Origin of the sequence: Mesorhizobium sp. CA4 (assembly GCF_020165075.1) — a bacterium.
Taxonomy (GTDB): domain Bacteria; phylum Pseudomonadota; class Alphaproteobacteria; order Rhizobiales; family Rhizobiaceae; genus Mesorhizobium.
Window position 1 is genome coordinate 135,360 of record NZ_JAIUHK010000008.1, and the last position, 16,932, is coordinate 152,291.

The 16,932-nt window shown below is 63.4% G+C and carries 12 protein-coding genes; 7 read left to right on the forward strand and 5 right to left on the reverse strand.

The window, feature by feature from the left end; genetic code table 11:
• Positions 1 to 197 precede the first annotated feature (197 nt).
• The 5 genes from LB528_RS09325 to LB528_RS09345 form a co-directional block, all read right to left on the reverse strand.
• Positions 198 to 1,292 (reverse strand): glycosyltransferase family 4 protein, encoded by a 1,095-nt coding sequence (locus LB528_RS09325; protein WP_224714636.1) that lies wholly within the window; start codon positions 1,290 to 1,292, stop codon positions 198 to 200.
• Between the two features lie 465 nt (positions 1,293 to 1,757).
• Positions 1,758 to 2,927 (reverse strand): DegT/DnrJ/EryC1/StrS family aminotransferase, encoded by a 1,170-nt coding sequence (locus tag LB528_RS09330; RefSeq protein ID WP_224714637.1) that lies wholly within the window; start codon positions 2,925 to 2,927, stop codon positions 1,758 to 1,760.
• A 254-nt stretch (positions 2,928 to 3,181) separates the two neighbouring features.
• Entirely contained in the window at positions 3,182 to 4,105 is a 924-nt protein-coding gene (locus LB528_RS09335; RefSeq protein ID WP_224515549.1) for a carbohydrate kinase family protein, read from the reverse strand.
• On the reverse strand, positions 4,102 to 4,548 hold the full coding sequence (locus tag LB528_RS09340; protein ID WP_224515551.1) for an RbsD/FucU family protein: 447 nt from the start codon (positions 4,546 to 4,548) through the stop codon (positions 4,102 to 4,104). The genes LB528_RS09335 and LB528_RS09340 overlap by 4 nt, the downstream gene beginning before the upstream one ends.
• Position 4,549: 1 nt before the next feature.
• Positions 4,550 to 5,773: an ROK family protein gene (locus tag LB528_RS09345; RefSeq protein WP_224714638.1), complete on the reverse strand. Its 1,224-nt coding sequence runs from the start codon at positions 5,771 to 5,773 to the stop codon at positions 4,550 to 4,552.
• A 210-nt stretch (positions 5,774 to 5,983) separates the two neighbouring features.
• Between LB528_RS09345 and LB528_RS09350 the strand changes: the two genes are divergently transcribed.
• The 7 genes from LB528_RS09350 (at position 5,984) to glgA (ending at position 16,929) form a co-directional block, all read left to right on the forward strand.
• Complete coding sequence (locus tag LB528_RS09350; RefSeq protein WP_095767162.1) at positions 5,984 to 7,018, forward strand: sugar ABC transporter substrate-binding protein; 1,035 nt, start codon at positions 5,984 to 5,986, stop codon at positions 7,016 to 7,018.
• Positions 7,019 to 7,180: 162 nt separating this feature from the next.
• Positions 7,181 to 8,242 (forward strand): ABC transporter permease, encoded by a 1,062-nt coding sequence (locus LB528_RS09355; protein WP_224515557.1) that lies wholly within the window; start codon positions 7,181 to 7,183, stop codon positions 8,240 to 8,242.
• Between the two features lie 2 nt (positions 8,243 to 8,244).
• Entirely contained in the window at positions 8,245 to 9,027 is a 783-nt protein-coding gene (locus tag LB528_RS09360) for an ATP-binding cassette domain-containing protein (RefSeq protein ID WP_176477005.1), read from the forward strand.
• Positions 9,028 to 9,169: 142 nt separating this feature from the next.
• On the forward strand, positions 9,170 to 11,632 hold the full coding sequence (locus LB528_RS09365) for a glycogen/starch/alpha-glucan phosphorylase (protein WP_224714640.1): 2,463 nt from the start codon (positions 9,170 to 9,172) through the stop codon (positions 11,630 to 11,632).
• A gap of 154 nt (positions 11,633 to 11,786) precedes the next feature.
• Positions 11,787 to 14,000, forward strand: a complete 2,214-nt coding sequence (gene glgB / locus LB528_RS09370) for a 1,4-alpha-glucan branching protein GlgB (RefSeq protein WP_224714675.1) — start codon at positions 11,787 to 11,789, stop codon at positions 13,998 to 14,000.
• Positions 14,001 to 14,063: 63 nt separating this feature from the next.
• Positions 14,064 to 15,332, forward strand: coding sequence for a glucose-1-phosphate adenylyltransferase (gene glgC, locus LB528_RS09375; RefSeq protein WP_224714641.1), 1,269 nt, complete (start codon positions 14,064 to 14,066; stop codon positions 15,330 to 15,332).
• A 151-nt stretch (positions 15,333 to 15,483) separates the two neighbouring features.
• On the forward strand, positions 15,484 to 16,929 hold the full coding sequence (gene glgA / locus LB528_RS09380; RefSeq protein WP_224714643.1) for a glycogen synthase GlgA: 1,446 nt from the start codon (positions 15,484 to 15,486) through the stop codon (positions 16,927 to 16,929).
• Positions 16,930 to 16,932 lie beyond the last annotated feature (3 nt).

The window sequence follows — 16,932 nt, forward strand, 5'->3', positions numbered from 1 at the left end:
GCTGGCGCTCATCCCATATGCCTGCGCCCGACCACCTCCTAATCAACAGTATCTCGCATCAATGCTGCGATGCCTATGATCCCGAGAGCGTCATTGAAATCTTGGCGGATATTCGGCGAAGCTTCCGCTGTTCGAGTCCGATCGAATGCGGCGGGAACCCGGCGATTCTAACCGCCAACTCGTCTCAAGCGGTGCTGTTAAAAAGTGCTGGCTATTTCAGCCGCGTTTTCGGCGAACCCGTTTCGCGAGCCGAGTGGAAATTGCTCGTCGCGCGCCAGCAAGCGGTAGATCCCCAAATAGTCGCTGCACATGCGCCTGACCGTGAATCGCCTTTCAAAAGTTTTCCGCACACGTGCGCGATCGAGACTGCCTATCCGCCGCACAGCTTCGACGGCTTCGTCAATGCTTTCCACTATCAGTCCGGACACGCCATGATCGATGACCTCCGGAACGGCTCCGCGGTTGAACGCAACCACCGGGGTGCCGCAGGCCATCGCCTCGATCGTCACGAGGCCGAACGGCTCCGGCCAATCGATCGGAAACAGCAGCGCCGTCGCATTGCCCAAAAATTCCGCCTTCGCACGCTCATCAATTTCGCCGATGAACTCGACATTCGAATGCCGAAGCACCTGGGGTTCGACCCTGTCGCTCCAAAATGATTGGTCCACTGCGTCGATTTTGGCTGCGATCTTCAGCGGCATTCCGGCGCGCGTGGCGATTTCTATCGCGGCCTCCGGTCCCTTTTCGGGTGAGATGCGGCCGAGGAACGCGAGGTATCCAGCGGCTTTCGGCCGGAATGGCAGGAGATTGTTCGGCAGGCCGTGATAGACCGTTCCAAGCCAGTTGACCGGCGGCATGGGCCGGCGCTGGTCGTCCGAAATCGAGACCAGTGGAATGTCGTTGAACATCGCGTAAAGCTGCGCCAGGTCCGGAAGGTCGAGTCGGCCATGAAGCGTGGTAACGGTTCGCTGCGCGAACTCTCGAATTATCGGGAAATGGAGAACGTCGACGTGGAAATGCAGCACGTCGAATTCATTCGCCCGTCTGCGAACCTCTTCAAGCATCATGACATGGTAAGGAATGGGATTCTGTGCTTTCGGATTCAGGCGCAGTGCAACGTCGCAACATGCCACCAGTTCGGCCGAAGTACGTGAATCGCCGCTGGCGAACAACGTCACGTCATCGCCCCTTCGAATCAGCTCTTCCGTCAAATAGGAAACGATGCGCTCGGTCCCGCCATAGAGCTTGGGTGGCACGGACTCAGTCAGGGGTGCGATCTGGGCAATCTTCATGTGCAGGGCATCCTGGAACGAAAGTCGGCCTTCAACGAACCGGCGACGGCAGCGGGCACCCCTTCTCCCGGTTCGCCGTTCTCGCGAACTTTCGAACTGCTAATTTGTTCCCGGCATCAATCACTTCGCCGTGGCATCGTATGCAAAGGGCAAGGGCGGAATGTAAATTGCCGGAGGGGCAAGCCCGTTGGCGAATATGGCGGCGATCGAGGCGTCGGTCAGGCCAACAAGGAAACACCGCAGAGCATGTACGCTGCGGCTGATGCAGTGCGGCCACATTCAGGCTTGGCCTTGCTAATCAATGAGGAACATCGGCCCGCTTGATCCGCGAGCATCCCCGATTCCGACAGCGCCACATTCGCATCCCGCGATATGCGCCGGTAGCCCATCTGGCGTGAAGAAACCGCTGCTGTGAGTCCTATGCGATGGAGACCCCTCTGTCGCCTTGAGCGACACTGAGGGAGATTAGGCCGCCGCGACATGCGCCGAGTTCGAGCCGATATAATTCCGGATCGTCTCGATGATGCGGTCCTGATCGGCCTCGCTCAAATAGGCGTGCATCGGCAGGCAGAGGATCTGCTTCGGCAGTTCTTCCGAGACGGCAAGGCCGGTCGGCGTGCGCGGATAATGCTTATACGCGACCTGTTCGTGCAGCGGCTTCACGTAATAGATCACCGACGGAATCCCCTTCTCGCCGAGATGGGCCTTGAGCCCGTCGCGCTTCGGGGTCTCGATTGCATACTGCGCCCAGGCCGAGCGGCCGTGGCCGAGATTGCGCGAGGCCTTGACGATGTCGCCGAGGCCCTTGGCATACCGGTCCGCCACCACCTGCCTGGCCACCATCTCCTCTTCGAGGATGGCGAGCTTTTCGATCAGGATCGCCGCCTGCAGCGTGTCGAGGCGCGAATTGATGCCGACGCGGACATTGTCATATTGCGTCTCGCCCTTGCCGTGGAAGGCGAAGGAACGGAGCTTGTCGGCCAGCGCAGCATCATTGGTGAACATGGCGCCGCCGTCGCCGTAGCAGCCAAGCGGCTTGGCCGGATAGAAGCTGGTCGAACCGACATGGCCGAAGGCGCCGCACATCTTGGCCTCGGCGGAACCGCCGATCGTCGTGCCGTCGGCGGAACCGCCCATCGACTGCGCGGCGTCCTCGATCACCAGGAGGTTCTCGCGCCTGGCGATCGCCATGATCGCCTCATAGTCGGCGGCAAGGCCGAACAGATCGACCGGGATGATCGCCTTCGGCTTCAGCCTTCCTTCCTTCTTGATCATCTCGATCGCCGCCTCGAGGCTGGCGATATCGATATTGTAGGTGTTGCGGTCGACGTCGACGAAAACCGGCTCGGCCTTGGCGAGCGCTACCACCTCGGCGGTGGCTGCGAAGGTGAAGCTCGGCACGAACACCGCATCGCCCGGGCCGATGCCGGCGGCAAACAGCGGCAGGAGCAGCGCGTCGGTGCCGTTGGCGCAGGCGACCACATGCTTGACGCCGATATAGGCCGCGAGCTTGTTTTCGAATTCGGTGACCTGGGGGCCGAGGATGTAGCAGCCATCTTCGACCACCTTGTCGATCGCGGCCTTCAGCCGGTCGCGGATTCGTTCGCGCTGCGCGCCAAGATCGATGAACTGCATGTCGCCCTCGAAAGTGCCTGTAAAACCGGCCCGCTGGTAACAGACTTGAACCGGCTGAGAAAGCCGGTGGCGGCCAGCGCAAATTGCTCAGGTGTCGCAGCCTGTTACAGATTTTGCCGGCGCAATGCGTGAAAAAGCCGGAAATCCGAGCTTCGAGTGGCGTTTTCCGGCCCCTCTTATCGCGTCGATCCACCGATGGGAAACATAAAGTGATCGGCCGTGAAGGGCGGGTTCACGTCGGTCCCCACGCCGGCTCAGGCAATTTCGTGCCGCCATGGCGGGTTGGCGCCGGCCCGCGACACAGTCACCGCCGCCGCCTTGGCACCGAGCTCCAGCGCCTTGCGGATGGCGTCTTCGGAGAGGCTGTCGATCGCTGCCTTGGTGAGCAGGCCCTGTTCATGCAGCGAGGCCAGGATGCCGGCGTTGAAGGTGTCGCCGGCGCCGACCGTGTCGACCACCTTCACCTTCTGCGGCAAGACCGTGACCTTATGGTCCTTGCTGTAGCCGACCGCGCCTTCGCTGCCATGGGTGACGACGATAAATTTGGGCCCGCGATCCAGCCAGTTGCGAACCACGTCCTCATGCGAGCCGGCCTCGTCGAACCAGTTGAGGTCCTCGTCCGAGAGTTTGACGATGTCGGCCATCGCCATCATCTCGCGGATACGCCTCAGATGCTTGGCCTTGTCCGGGATGAAGTTCGGCCGGATGTTGGGATCGAGCATCATCACCCGGCTCCCGTGCTCGCGCCGCATGAACTCCTCATAGGTCGAACCAGCCGGCTCGGAGATCAGGCTGATGGCGCCGAACAGCATCGCCTCGATCTCGGCGCCGAGCTTCGGCAGGTCCTCGATGGTCAGCATCCGCCCGGCGGTATTCTCGTCATAGAAGGTGTAGGTCGCCTGGCCGTTGGTGAGCCGCACGAAGGCGAGCGTCGTCGGGCGAGGGGACGTGTGCGCATAGGTGGAGCTCACCTTGCTGGCGCCGAGCGCCTCGCGGAACTGCCCGCCGAACAGGTCCGAGGAGAGGCCGGAGAAAAAGCCGGCCGGAGCGCCGAGCCGGCCAAGCGCGATCGCCGAGTTGAACACCGCGCCGCCGACATAGGGCGCGAAGGCCGCTTCGCCCTCCGTCGTGGTACGCGGCAGCATGTCGATCAGCGCTTCGCCACAGCAAAGGATCATGTCGTCTTCGTCTCCGGCGGATGGATCACGCCCTTGCGGATGATGATGTTGGCAAAGAGCCTGGGTTCGCTGGTCGCGACAATGGCGTGCGCGGCCTTGACGCGTGCATAGAAGTCGGCCCCGGCCAGCGCAACCACCTTATGACCCGGCGCACGCCTGGCGCAAACCGCTTCCATCTCGCGATGCACGGGGTCGGCCAGCGCCGGGTCGCCCTTCACCGAAGCACGGAACAACGCCTCCGGCACCGCCTCGTCCACCGGCAGCACGCTGAGCACGGCGTCGAGGACAGCTATGACGTGGTGGCCGTCCGCGCGGATCAGCCGCCGCGCCTGTTCCTCGGCCGGATAATTGCCATCGACGATCGCGATCTCGTCGCCGTGACCCATTGCCCTGAGCGTCGCCAGGAACTGGGGCCCGAGCAGTGACGGGATGCCCATCAGCATGTCAGGCGCCCCCGGACGTGTTCGGTCCGATCAGGAAGCGCTCGGAGAGCGGCAGGCTGGCACCGCCCATGGCGCGTGCGTGGATGCCGACCGTTCCCTCGCGAACGATGGGCAGCTTCAGCCCCTCTGCGTCGACGGTGGCAATCGCTTCCGTCACGGCATCGACCAGCCGGCGCCGCACATCGAGCGGCATCCAGCCCTCGATGACCGCCGCTTCGAAATCGATGACCGACGAGGCCGCGACAATGGCATAGGCAAGCGCCTGCGAGGCGCTGGCGATCCAGTCGTCGAGCTCGCCGCCGATATCGCCCCATTCCTGCGGCGAGGTCCACAGATAGGAGCCGTCGATGCCCCTGGCCGAGAGCGCCTTCTCCAGCATGGCGATCGAGGCGACGTCGATGAGCTGCGTCGGCTTCCCGTCCGGCCCCGGCACCGGCATCGAGCCCAGCGCGCCGGCGTTCCCCTTCGGTCCGCTGTAAAGACGGCCGTTGAGCACGATGCCGCCGCCGGCGAACGCGCCGATATAGAAATAGACGAAATCGCGCGCCGCGCCCGCCTGGCCGAAGACGAGTTCGGCGCCGCAGGCCGAAGTCGCGTCGTTCTGCAGGTAGACGGGGAACTCGCACTGCCCCTGGATGTCGGCGCGGATGTCGCGATGGCGCCATTCGTCCATGATCTCGCGCGGCGCGCCGGCCGTGTCGGCCCAGTTCCACAGCTCGAACGGCATGGCGATGCCGAGCCCGGCAATGCGCTTGTCCTGCGCCGGCGTCAGCTCGCTGCGCATCGTCTTGATGCCGGCGGTGACGAACTCGACGGTCTCACGCGGCGCGGGATAGCGGTAGGAATGCTGCAGCATGGCGCGCACATTGCCGAGGAAGTCGATCAGCACCAGCTCGGCCGAGCGGCGGCCGATCTTGAGGCCGATGAAGAAGGCGCCTTCCGGGTTGAGCGCCATCGGGATCGAAGGCTGGCCGATCTTGCCGCGCAGCGGCGCCTGGCGCAGGAGCAACTTGTCTTCCTCGAGCTCGCGCATGATCACCGACACCGTCTGGGCCGACAGTCCTGTCATGCGCGCGATGTCGGATTTGGCCAGGCTGCCATGCTGGCGTACCAGGGACAGCACGAGCCGCTCATTGTGGTCGCGCATGCCGCTCTGGTTCGTGCCGCGATGCAGCCGGCTTTCCAAAGCCTCGGGCGAACCGTGCCTCGCAATGCCGGTCTCCACCCTGTTCCTCCCGTCTGTTTCCCCTCGGGGCTTTTCGTTCAGAATGGGTGAACAGCGCAAGGGTGTCAATAATAAATAAGAGTGATTTATTTATTGACAGTCGTTGCGGACTGGTGTCTTTTGATCTGGCGTCCACGCTGGGAGAAATGGTTGGATGCGTTTGAGGCGCCGGGTTGGCCGGCGTCCGGAATGGTTCACTGGGAGGAAATCGTGACCAAGAAATCGCTGCTGAAATCCACCGTATTCGCGGCGGCCGGGCTGGGCCTGCTCGCATTCGCCTCGTCCGCGTCGGCCGCGGGCGTCGGCGCCTGCCTGATTACCAAAACCGACACGAACCCCTTCTTCGTCAAGATGAAAGAGGGTGCGACCGCCAAGGCCAAGGAACTCGGCGTTGACCTTAAGACCTATGCCGGCAAGATCGACGGCGACAGCGAGAGCCAGGTCGCGGCGATCGAAAGCTGCATTGCCGACGGCGCCAAGGGTATCCTGATCACGGCCTCCGATACCAAGGGCATCGTGCCGACGGTGAAGAAGGCGCGTGACGCCGGCCTGCTGGTGATCGCTCTCGATACGCCGCTCGATCCGATCGACGCCGCCGACGCCACTTTCGCAACGGACAATCTCGAAGCCGGCAAGCTGATCGGCGCCTGGGCCGCCGCTACGCTCGGCGACAAGGCCAAGGATGCCAAGATCGGCTTCCTCGACCTGACCCCCTCGCAGCCGACCGTCGACGTGCTCCGTGACCAGGGCTTCATGATGGGCTACGGCATCGATGTGAAGGACCCCAACAAGATCGGGGACGAAACCGATCCGCGCATCGTCGGCCATGACGTGACGAACGGCAACGAAGAGGGCGGCCGCAAGGCGATGGAGAACCTCCTGCAGAAGGACAACACCATCAACGTCATCCACACCATCAACGAGCCGGCCGCTGTCGGCGCCTATCAGGCGCTCAAGGCCGTCGGCCTCGAGAAGCAGGTGCTGATCGTCTCGGTCGACGGCGGCTGCCCGGGCGTGAAGTCGGTCACCGAAGGCGTCATCGGTGCCACCTCGCAGCAGTATCCGCTGCAGATGGCGGCGCTCGGCATCGAGGCGATCGCCGCCTTCGCCAAGGACGGCACCAAGCCAAAGCCGACCGAAGGCAAGAACTTCTTTGACACCGGCGTCAACCTTGTCACCGACAAGCCAGCCAATGGCGTCAAGTCGATCGACACCAAGGAAGGCCTGGCCAAGTGCTGGGGCTGATGCTCTGAGAGGTCCACGAACCGTGCGGCTGGGGGCTTGATCCCCGGCCGCATCGGGTGGACGATGCGCTTTCGTCAAAGCGCGACAATCCTGGCGACAAGACCGGAATAGGCGTCGACGGCGCGTGCGGCAATGAGAGGCCGTATGCAGACGGGAGGACATATGTCTCAGATACAGGAATTCGAAAAAGTACTTACGGGAAGCGACACCAGCGTCGCCGCCTTCGACGAACACAAATCGGCCGTCAAGCGCGCCCAGCACTTCCTGCATTCCACGCCGGCGGCGGTGCCGCTGATCGTGCTGGTTCTGTCGGTCATCATCTTCGGCATCGCCATCGGCGGACGTTTCTTTTCGTCCTATACGCTGACGCTGATCCTGCAGCAGATCGCCATCGTCGGCATTCTCGGTGCCGCGCAGACATTGGTCATCCTGACCGCGGGCATCGATCTCTCGATCGGCGTCATCATGGTGATTTCGGCGGTGATCATGGGCAATTGCGCGGTGACCTATGGGATGCCGGCCATTCTCGCCGTGGCGATTGGGCTTGCCGCCGGCGGCGCCTGCGGACTGCTCAACGGCCTCCTGGTCGCCTACATGAAGCTGCCGCCCTTCATCGTCACGCTCGGCACCTGGAACATCGTCATGGCCACGAATTTCATCTATTCGGCCAATGAGACGATCCGAGACACCGACGTCGACGTGCAGGCGCCGCTGCTGCATCTGTTCGCGGTGAGCTTCAGGGTCGGCTCTGCCGTGCTGACGCTTGGCGTCATTGCCATGGTCCTGCTGGTGATCCTGCTGTGGTACGTGCTCAACCACACCGCATGGGGCCGCCATGTCTATGCCGTCGGCGACGATCAGGAGGCTGCGAAACTGTCGGGCATCCAGACCAAGAAAGTGCTGATGACGGTCTATGCCCTTGCCGGGCTGATCGCCGCTTTCGCGGCTTGGGTCTCGATCGGCCGCAACGGCTCGATCTCGCCGTCCGCCGCTGTCACCGACTACAATCTGCAGGCCATCACCGCGACCGTGATCGGCGGCATCTCGCTCTTTGGCGGGCGCGGCTCGATCCTCGGCACGCTGTTCGGCGCCATGATTGTCGGCGTCGTCTCGATGGGCCTCAACATGCTGGGCGCCGATCCGCAATGGAAGGTGCTGCTCACCGGCGTGCTTATCATCGGCGCCGTGGCGATCGATCAATGGATCAGAAAGGTTTCGGCATAGTCATGACCCAGGAGCCCATTCTCACAGCGCGCGGTCTGATCAAGCGCTATGGCCGCGTTACCGCCCTCGACAATGCCGATTTCGACCTCTATCCGGGCGAAATCCTCGCCGTCATCGGCGACAACGGCGCAGGCAAATCATCACTGATCAAGGCGATCTCCGGCGCAGCGGTGCCCGACGAAGGCGAAATCCGGCTTGAGGGCAAGCCCGTTGCCTTCAAGTCGCCGATGGAGGCCCGGGAAGCCGGGATTGAAACCGTCTACCAGAACCTCGCTCTGTCGCCGGCGCTGTCGATCGCCGACAACATGTTTCTCGGCCGCGAGATCCGCAAGCCCGGCCCGCTCGGCAGCTGGTTGCGCATGCTCGACCGTCCGGCGATGGAGAAGCGTGCTCGCGACAAGCTTACGGAGCTCGGCCTGATGACCATCCAGAACATCAGCCAGGCGGTGGAAACGCTTTCGGGCGGCCAGCGCCAGGGCGTGGCAGTAGCGCGTGCCGCCGCCTTCGGCTCGAAAGTGGTGATCATGGACGAGCCGACGGCCGCCCTTGGCGTGAAGGAAAGCCGCCGCGTGCTGGAGCTGATCCTGGACGTCAAGAAGCGCGGCCTGCCGATCGTTTTGATCTCGCACAACATGCCGCACGTCTTCGAGGTGGCGGACCGCATCCACATCCACCGGCTTGGAAGGCGTCTCTGCGTCGTCGATCCTAAGCAGATTTCCATGTCGGATGCGGTGGCGCTGATGACCGGTGCCAAGAAGCCGCCGGAGGACGCGCTGGCGGCTTGATCCCTACGACAGGTCCCTATTGCCGCAGGCGGGCCGACGGGTCGGTTGACTAAATCGATTGAACCCATGCTGCAATGCACTAGGATGGGGCTGGGAGGACGATACAAGCCGTTATGATCACGCCAGTTGAACGAGAGGCGAAATGACATCCGCCATGACGATCGAAGCCCCTGTTCTCGACAATCCCGACCCCAAGACCCTCGCCGAGGAGGTCTTGATGTCGCTCAAATACCGGGTCGGCAAGGACACAACCGTCGCGACGCCCTATGACTGGCTGACGGCTTCGATCAAGGTCGTCCGCGACCGCATCGTCGACCACTGGATGCAGGCAACCAGGGAAGCCTATGACCAGCAGGAAAAGCGCGTCTACTACCTTTCGCTCGAATTCCTGATCGGGCGCCTGATGCGTGACGCCTTCTCCAATCTCGGTCTGATGGAGAACATGCGCGAGGCGCTGTCCTCCCTCGGCGTCGACCTCGACCTGATCGCGGGGCTCGAACCGGACGCCGCGCTCGGCAATGGCGGCCTCGGCCGTCTCGCCGCCTGCTTCATGGAAAGCATGGCGACCGTCGACATCCCCGCCCATGGCTACGGCATCCGCTACGCCAACGGCATGTTCCGCCAGGAAATCCACGGCGGCTGGCAGGTCGAGCTGCCGGAGACCTGGCTCGATCACGGCAATCCCTGGGAGTTCGAACGGCGCGAGCGTTCCTTCGAGGTGGGCTTCGGCGGCTCGGTGGAATCGATCACCTCGAAGGACGGCCGGGTCGAACGCCACGTCTGGAAGCCGACCGAGCATGTGCTGGCCGTCGCCTACGACACGCCGGTGGCCGGCTGGCGCGCCAGGCGCGTCAACACGCTGAGACTCTGGTCCGGCATGCCGATCGACCCGATCCTGCTCGACAAGTTCAACGCCGGCGACCACATCGGCGCGCTGGCCGAGAGCAACAAGGCCGACGCGCTGTCGCGCGTGCTTTACCCGGCCGATTCCCACATGGCCGGCCAGGAGCTGAGGCTGCGGCAGGAATATTTCTTCTCCACCGCCTCGCTGCAGGACATCGTCCAGCGGCATTTGAGCCAGTATGGCGACCTGAAATCGCTGCCCGACAAGGCGGCGATCCACTTGAACGACACCCATCCCGCGGTCGCCGTCCCGGAGCTGATGCGGCTCCTGATGGACGTCCATGGCATGGACTTCGACCAGGCCTGGGACATCACAAAGCGCACCTTCGGCTACACCAACCACACGCTGTTGCCCGAGGCGCTGGAAAGCTGGCCGGTGCCGCTCTTCGAGCGGCTTTTGCCGCGCCACATGCAGATCGTCTACGCCATCAATGCGCAGGTGCTGCTCGAGGCCCGTGCCACCAACCAGTTCTCGGGCGATCAGATCGCCCGCATCTCGCTGATCCAGGAAAATGGCGACCGCCGCGTGCGCATGGGCAATCTGGCCTTCGTCGGCTCGCATTCGATAAACGGCGTCTCGGCGCTCCACACCGAGCTGATGAAGGAGACGGTGTTCGCCGATCTCCACAAGCTCTATCCCGACCGCATCAACAACAAGACCAACGGCATCACGCCCAGGCGCTGGCTGATCCAGTGCAATCCGGGCCTGACCTCGCTCGCCCGCGAGGCGATCGGCGACCGCTTCATGGACGATATCGAGGCGATCAAGGACCTCGACCCGCTCGCCGACGACGCCGCTTTCCGCGAAAAGTTCGCCGCCGTGAAGCGGCAGAACAAGGCGCGGCTCGCCAACCTCGTCATCGATCGTCTCGGCATCAGGCTCGACCCGTCGGCGCTGTTCGATATCCAGGTCAAGCGCATCCACGAATACAAGCGTCAGCTGCTCAACATCCTGGAGGCGATCGCGCTTTACGACCAGATCCGCTCGCATCCCGAGCGGGACTGGATGCCGCGCGTGAAATTCTTCGGCGGCAAGGCGGCGCCAAGCTACCACAACGCCAAGCTGATCATCAAACTGGCCAATGACGTCGCGAAAGTCATCAATGGCGATCCATCGGTGCGCGGCCTGCTGAAAGTCGTGTTCGTGCCGAACTACAATGTCAGCCTGGCCGAGGTGATGATGCCGGCAGCCGACCTCTCCGAGCAGATCTCGACCGCCGGCATGGAGGCATCGGGCACCGGCAACATGAAGTTCGCGTTGAATGGCGCGCTCACCATCGGCACGCTCGATGGCGCCAATGTCGAGATCAAGGAACATGTCGGCGACGACAACATCTTCATCTTCGGCCTCACCACGGCCGAAGTCGCCGAGCGGCGCAACAATAGCTACAATCCGCGCGGCGTGATCGAGGCCTCGTCCGAGCTGTCACAGGCGGTATCGGCCATTTCCTCCGGCGTCTTCTCGCCCGACGATCCCGACCGGTATCGCGACCTGATGAACGGCCTCTACCAGAGCGACTGGTTCATGGTGGCGGCCGACTTCGATTCCTACGCCGCCTGCCAGCGCGAGGTCGACGCCGTGTGGCGCAACAGCCCCGACTGGTATGCGCGCGCCATCCGCAATGTCGCCCGCGTCGGCTGGTTCTCGTCCGATCGCACGATCCGTCAATATGCGAAAGACATCTGGAACGTGCCCGTCTGATATGATTGCATGAGCCACAAAGAATGTGGCCAGATGCATGTCGCCCAAAAGTGCGTAGCGGTTTTGGGATCACGACATGCACCAAGACAAAGAACAGCGCATGCCGGAGCGAGGCATGCGCCAGAACAAGGTGCCCGGGGAGGGCGACCGTTTGATGAGCAAGCCGCGCGCGACCGCTGCGACAAGCGGGCCGGACGGACTGGCGCCAGCCGGCGATGTCGCGGCGATTGTCGCCGGAACGCATGGCGATCCTTTCGCGGTCCTGGGCGTGCATGAAGCCGGCAAGGGCTTCATTGCCCGCTGCTTCGTGCCCAATGCCGAATTCGTCACCGCCTACACGCTGACCGGCAAGGAGGTCGGCGAGCTTTCCCGCAGTGACGATGCCGGCTTCTTCGAGGGCAAGGTCTCGATCCGCAAGCGCCAGCCGCTGCGCTATCACGCCAAAAATGCCGGCGGCGACTGGTGGCTGACCGATCCCTATTCCTTCGGTCCGGTGCTCGGCCCGATGGACGATTACTATATGGCCGAGGGCTCGCACTTACGGCTGTTCGACAAGCTCGGCGCCCACATCATCGATCATGAGGGCGCCACCGGCGTCCATTTCGCTGTCTGGGCGCCCAATGCGCGGCGCGTCTCCGTGGTCGGCGCCTTCAACGACTGGGACGGCCGCCGCCACACGATGCGCGACCGCAAGGACACGGGCATCTGGGAATTGTTCATTCCCGATATCGGCGCGGGCAAGCCCTATAAGTTCGAGATCATCGGGCCCGACGGCGTGCGCCTGCCGCTGAAGGCCGACCCGTTCGCTTTCGAATCGGAATTGCGCCCGGCGACCGCCTCGGTGACAGCGCCGCCCATGGCGCATCAATGGGGCGACGAGGCGCATCGCAGTTATTGGCAGAAAGCCGATCCCCGGCGCGAGGCGATCTCGATCTACGAGGTCCATGCCGGCTCCTGGCAACGCCGCGACGACGGCACGTTCCTCTCCTGGGACGAGCTCGCCGCACGGCTGATCCCCTATGTGGCCGAGACCGGCTTCACCCATATCGAGTTCCTGCCGATCTCGGAGCACCCCTACGATCCATCCTGGGGCTACCAGACCACCGGGCTTTATGCGCCGACGGCCCGCTTCGGCGATCCGGACGGCTTCGCCCGTTTCGTCGACGGCGCGCATCGCGCCGGCGTCGGCGTCATCCTCGACTGGGTGCCGGCGCATTTCCCGGTCGACGAGCACGGGCTGGTGAAATTCGACGGCACCGCGCTCTACGAGCATGCCGATCCGCGCCAGGGTTTCCACCCGGACTGGAACACCGCCATCTACAATTTCGGCCGCCGCGAGGTGGTGTCGTTCCTCGTCAACAATGCGCTGTTCTGGGCCGAGAAATACCATGTCGACGGCCTGCGCGTCGACGCGGTCGCCTCGATGCTCTACCTCGATTATTCGCGCAAGGCCGGCGAATGGATCCCCAACGAGAAGGGCGGGCGCGAGAACCTGCAGGCCGTCAGCTTCCTCCAGAAGATGAACAAGGAGCTCTATGGCCACCACCCCGGCGTGATGACGATCGCCGAGGAATCCACCTCATGGCCGAAAGTGTCGCGTCCCGTGCATGAAGGCGGCCTCGGCTTCGGCTTCAAGTGGAACATGGGCTTCATGCACGACACGCTGGAGTATCTCTCCAAGGAGCCGATCTATCGCAAGCACCACCACAACGAGATTACCTTCGGCCTGGTCTACGCTTTCTCGGAAAATTTCGTCCTGCCGCTGTCGCATGACGAGGTCGTGCACGGCAAAGGCACGCTGCTCCACAAGATGGCCGGCGACGACTGGCAGAAGTTCGCCACGCTGCGCGCCTATTACGCCTTCATGTGGGGCTATCCCGGCAAGAAGCTCTTGTTCATGGGCCAGGAATTCGCCCAGCGGCGCGAGTGGAGCGAGGAACGCGCGCTCGACTGGAACCTGCTGGAATTCGCGCCGCACCGCGGTGTCTGGCAGACGGTGCGCGACCTGAACTATCTCTACCGTTCGCGCCCGGCGCTGCACGCACGTGACTGCGAGCCGGAGGGGTTTTCCTGGCTGATCGTCGACGACCGCGACAATTCGGTTTTCGCCTGGCTGCGCAGCGCGCCGGACGGCAACCCGATCGCCGTCATCTCCAATTTCACGCCGGTGCCGCGCGAGAACTATCGCGTGCCGCTGCCGAAGGCGGGAAAGTGGCGCGAAATCATCAATACGGATGCCGCCGACTATGGCGGCTCCGGCATGGGCAACGGCGGCATGGTCGAGGCGAGCGGGGAAGGGGGCGGCACATCGGCGACGATGCTTCTGCCGCCGCTGTCGACGATCATGCTGGAATTCTTCACGGACTGAAGCAGATGATGTCTCATCCTGCTCTTGCAACGGTCCGGGCAGCTTGTTTGGGAGGGTAACAAAATGGCAGAGATCAAAAGAACCCAGCCGCTGGCGCGCGATGCCATGGCCTATGTGCTGGCCGGCGGCCGCGGCAGCCGCCTCAAGGAGCTGACCGACCGGCGTGCCAAGCCCGCCGTCTATTTCGGCGGCAAGACACGCATCATCGACTTTGCCCTCTCCAATGCGTTGAACTCCGGCATCCGCCGCCTCGGCGTCGCCACCCAATACAAGGCCCATTCGCTGATCCGCCACCTGCAGCGCGGCTGGAACTTCCTGCGGCCGGAGCGAAACGAAAGCTTCGACATCCTGCCGGCATCGCAGCGCGTCTCCGAAACGCAGTGGTATGAAGGCACGGCCGATGCCGTGTACCAGAACATCGACATCATCGAGGCCTACGGCCCCGAATATATGGTCATCCTGGCCGGCGACCACATCTACAAGATGGATTACGAGCTGATGCTGCGCCAGCATGTCGACGCCGGCGCCGACGTCACCGTTGGCTGCCTGGAAGTGCCGCGCATGGAGGCGACCGGCTTCGGCGTCATGCATGTCGATGCCAAGGACAACATCATCGCCTTCGTCGAAAAGCCGGCCGATCCGCCAGGCATCCCGGACAAGCCGGAATTCGCCCTGGCCTCGATGGGCATCTATGTCTTCAAGACCAAGTTCCTGATGGAACAATTGCGACGCGACGCGGCCGAGCCCGGCTCCAGCCGCGACTTCGGCAAGGACATCATCCCTTATATCGTGCAGCACGGTAAGGCGATCGCCCACCGCTTCGCCAAGTCGTGCGTGCGTTCCTCGCATGAGGCCGAGCCCTACTGGCGCGACGTCGGAACCGTGGACGCCTATTGGGAAGCCAATATCGACCTGACCGACATCACGCCCGAGCTCGACCTCTACGACCGCGACTGGCCGATCTGGACCTATGCCGAATTGAAGCCGCCGGCAAAGTTCGTGCATGACGAGGACGGCCGCCGCGGCGAAGCGATCTCCTCGCTGGTGTCCGGCGACTGCATCGTCTCCGGCGCCTCGCTGCGCCGCAGCCTGATTTTCACCGGGGCGCGCATCAATTCCTATTCCAAGCTCGAAGAAGTGGTGATGCTGCCCGACGTGCAGGTCGGTCGCAACGTGAGCCTCAAGCGCGTCGTCATCGACCACGGCGTCCACATCCCGGAGGGGCTTGTGGTCGGCGAGGACCCGGCGCTCGACGCCAAGCGTTTTCGCGTATCGGAGAAGGGCATCTGCCTGATCACGCAGGACATGATCAACAAGTTGTCGACCCCGTAGGGTCGATCAACAAGTTATCGACCTGTAGGGTTGATCAGCTGTCAACCCGCTAGGGTTGATCAGCGGCCTGATCGGGTCGATCAGCAGGCTGACGACTGGATCAACAGATTGTCACTTTGACCTGTCACGTTGAGATCGGAATGTGGAGCGCATGCAGGTTCTGTCGGTCACGCCCGAAATCTTCCCGCTGATCAAGACCGGCGGGCTTGCCGACGTAACCGGCGCCTTGCCGATCGCGCTTGCCCGCAAGGGCGTTGCAATGCGCACGCTGGTTCCCGGCTACCCCGTGGTGATGGCTGCCTTCGCCAAGAAGAAACCAGTCTATCAGTATCCGCTGCTGCAAGGCGGCAAGGCTTCGATCCATGCCGTCAAGATCGGCGACCTCGATCTTTTCGTGCTCGACGCCCCGCATCTCTTCGATCGCCAGGGCGGCCCTTACGGCACCGCTTCCGGCGCCGACTGGCCCGACAACTGGCGCCGCTTCGCGGCTTTGAGCCAAGCGGGCGGCGACATTGCCGGCGGTTCCATCTCCGGTTACCAGCCCGATATCGTGCATGCCCATGACTGGCAGTCGGCGATGACGCTTGCCTATATGCGCTACGGCAAGGCAGTCGGCGTGCCGTCGCTGATCACCGTGCACAACCTTGCTTTCCAGGGCCAGTTCGGCGCCGGCATCTTCGGTGAGCTCGGCCTGCCGAGCGTGGCGATGCAACTCGACGGCGTCGAATATTACGGCGGCGTCGGCTTCCTGAAGGCCGGTCTCCAGGCCGCCTGGGCGATCACCACGGTGAGCCCGACCTATGCGCAGGAGATCCGCTCGCCGGAATTCGGCATGGGCCTCGACGGCCTGATCAACATGCGCGCCAGCGACCTCTACGGCATCGTCAACGGCATCGATATCGACGTCTGGAACCCCCAGACCGACAAGCATCTGGTCGCCAATTATTCGGCCGAAACGCTTGCCGCGCGCGCCAAGAACCGCAAAGCGGTCGAAGAGCGGTTCGGCCTGGAGGCGGACGGCAGCCCGATCGTCTGCGTCGTCAGCCGACTGACCTGGCAAAAGGGCATGGATATACTGGCCGCGGTCGTCGACGGCATCGTTGCCGCCGGCGCGTGCCTCGCCATCCTGGGCTCGGGCGACGCCGGCCTCGAAGGCACGCTGCTTGCCGCCGCCGCCCGCCATCGCGGCCGCGTCGGCGTCGTCGTCGGGTATGACGAAGGCCTTTCGCATGTCATGCAAGGCGGCTGCGACGCCATCATCATTCCGTCCCGCTTCGAGCCCTGCGGGCTTACCCAGCTTTACGGCCTGCGCTATGGTTGCGTGCCGGTCGTCGCCCGCACGGGCGGTTTGGCCGACACCGTCATCGACGCCAACGAGGCCGCCTTGTCGGCCGGTGTCGCCACCGGCTTCCAGTTCGCGCCCAACAATGGCTCCGCGATGCTGCATGCCATCCAGCGGCTGGTCGAGCAGCATGCGCGGCCGGCGACCTGGACGTCGATCCAGCGCCAGGGCATGAAGGCCGATGTCTCCTGGGACAAGAGCGCCGAAAAATACGTCGAACTCTATCGCTTGCTGCTTTCGAAAAGGGCTGCCTGAGGC

What these genes read in the sequence shown, in the direction of transcription:
- LB528_RS09325 (WP_224714636.1), bottom strand. Translation starts at nt 1,292, where the DNA reads ATGAAGATTGCCCAGATCGCACCCCTGACTGAGTCCGTGCCACCCAAG.
- LB528_RS09330 (WP_224714637.1), bottom strand. Translation starts at nt 2,927, where the DNA reads ATGCAGTTCATCGATCTTGGCGCGCAGCGCGAACGAATCCGCGACCGG.
- LB528_RS09335 (WP_224515549.1), bottom strand. Translation starts at nt 4,105, where the DNA reads ATGATCCTTTGCTGTGGCGAAGCGCTGATCGACATGCTGCCGCGTACC.
- LB528_RS09340 (WP_224515551.1), bottom strand. Translation starts at nt 4,548, where the DNA reads ATGCTGATGGGCATCCCGTCACTGCTCGGGCCCCAGTTCCTGGCGACG.
- LB528_RS09355 (WP_224515557.1), top strand. Translation starts at nt 7,181, where the DNA reads ATGTCTCAGATACAGGAATTCGAAAAAGTACTTACGGGAAGCGACACC.
- LB528_RS09360 (WP_176477005.1), top strand. Translation starts at nt 8,245, where the DNA reads ATGACCCAGGAGCCCATTCTCACAGCGCGCGGTCTGATCAAGCGCTAT.
- LB528_RS09365 (WP_224714640.1), top strand. Translation starts at nt 9,170, where the DNA reads ATGACATCCGCCATGACGATCGAAGCCCCTGTTCTCGACAATCCCGAC.
- glgB (WP_224714675.1), top strand. Translation starts at nt 11,787, where the DNA reads ATGAGCAAGCCGCGCGCGACCGCTGCGACAAGCGGGCCGGACGGACTG.
- glgC (WP_224714641.1), top strand. Translation starts at nt 14,064, where the DNA reads ATGGCAGAGATCAAAAGAACCCAGCCGCTGGCGCGCGATGCCATGGCC.
- glgA (WP_224714643.1), top strand. Translation starts at nt 15,484, where the DNA reads ATGCAGGTTCTGTCGGTCACGCCCGAAATCTTCCCGCTGATCAAGACC.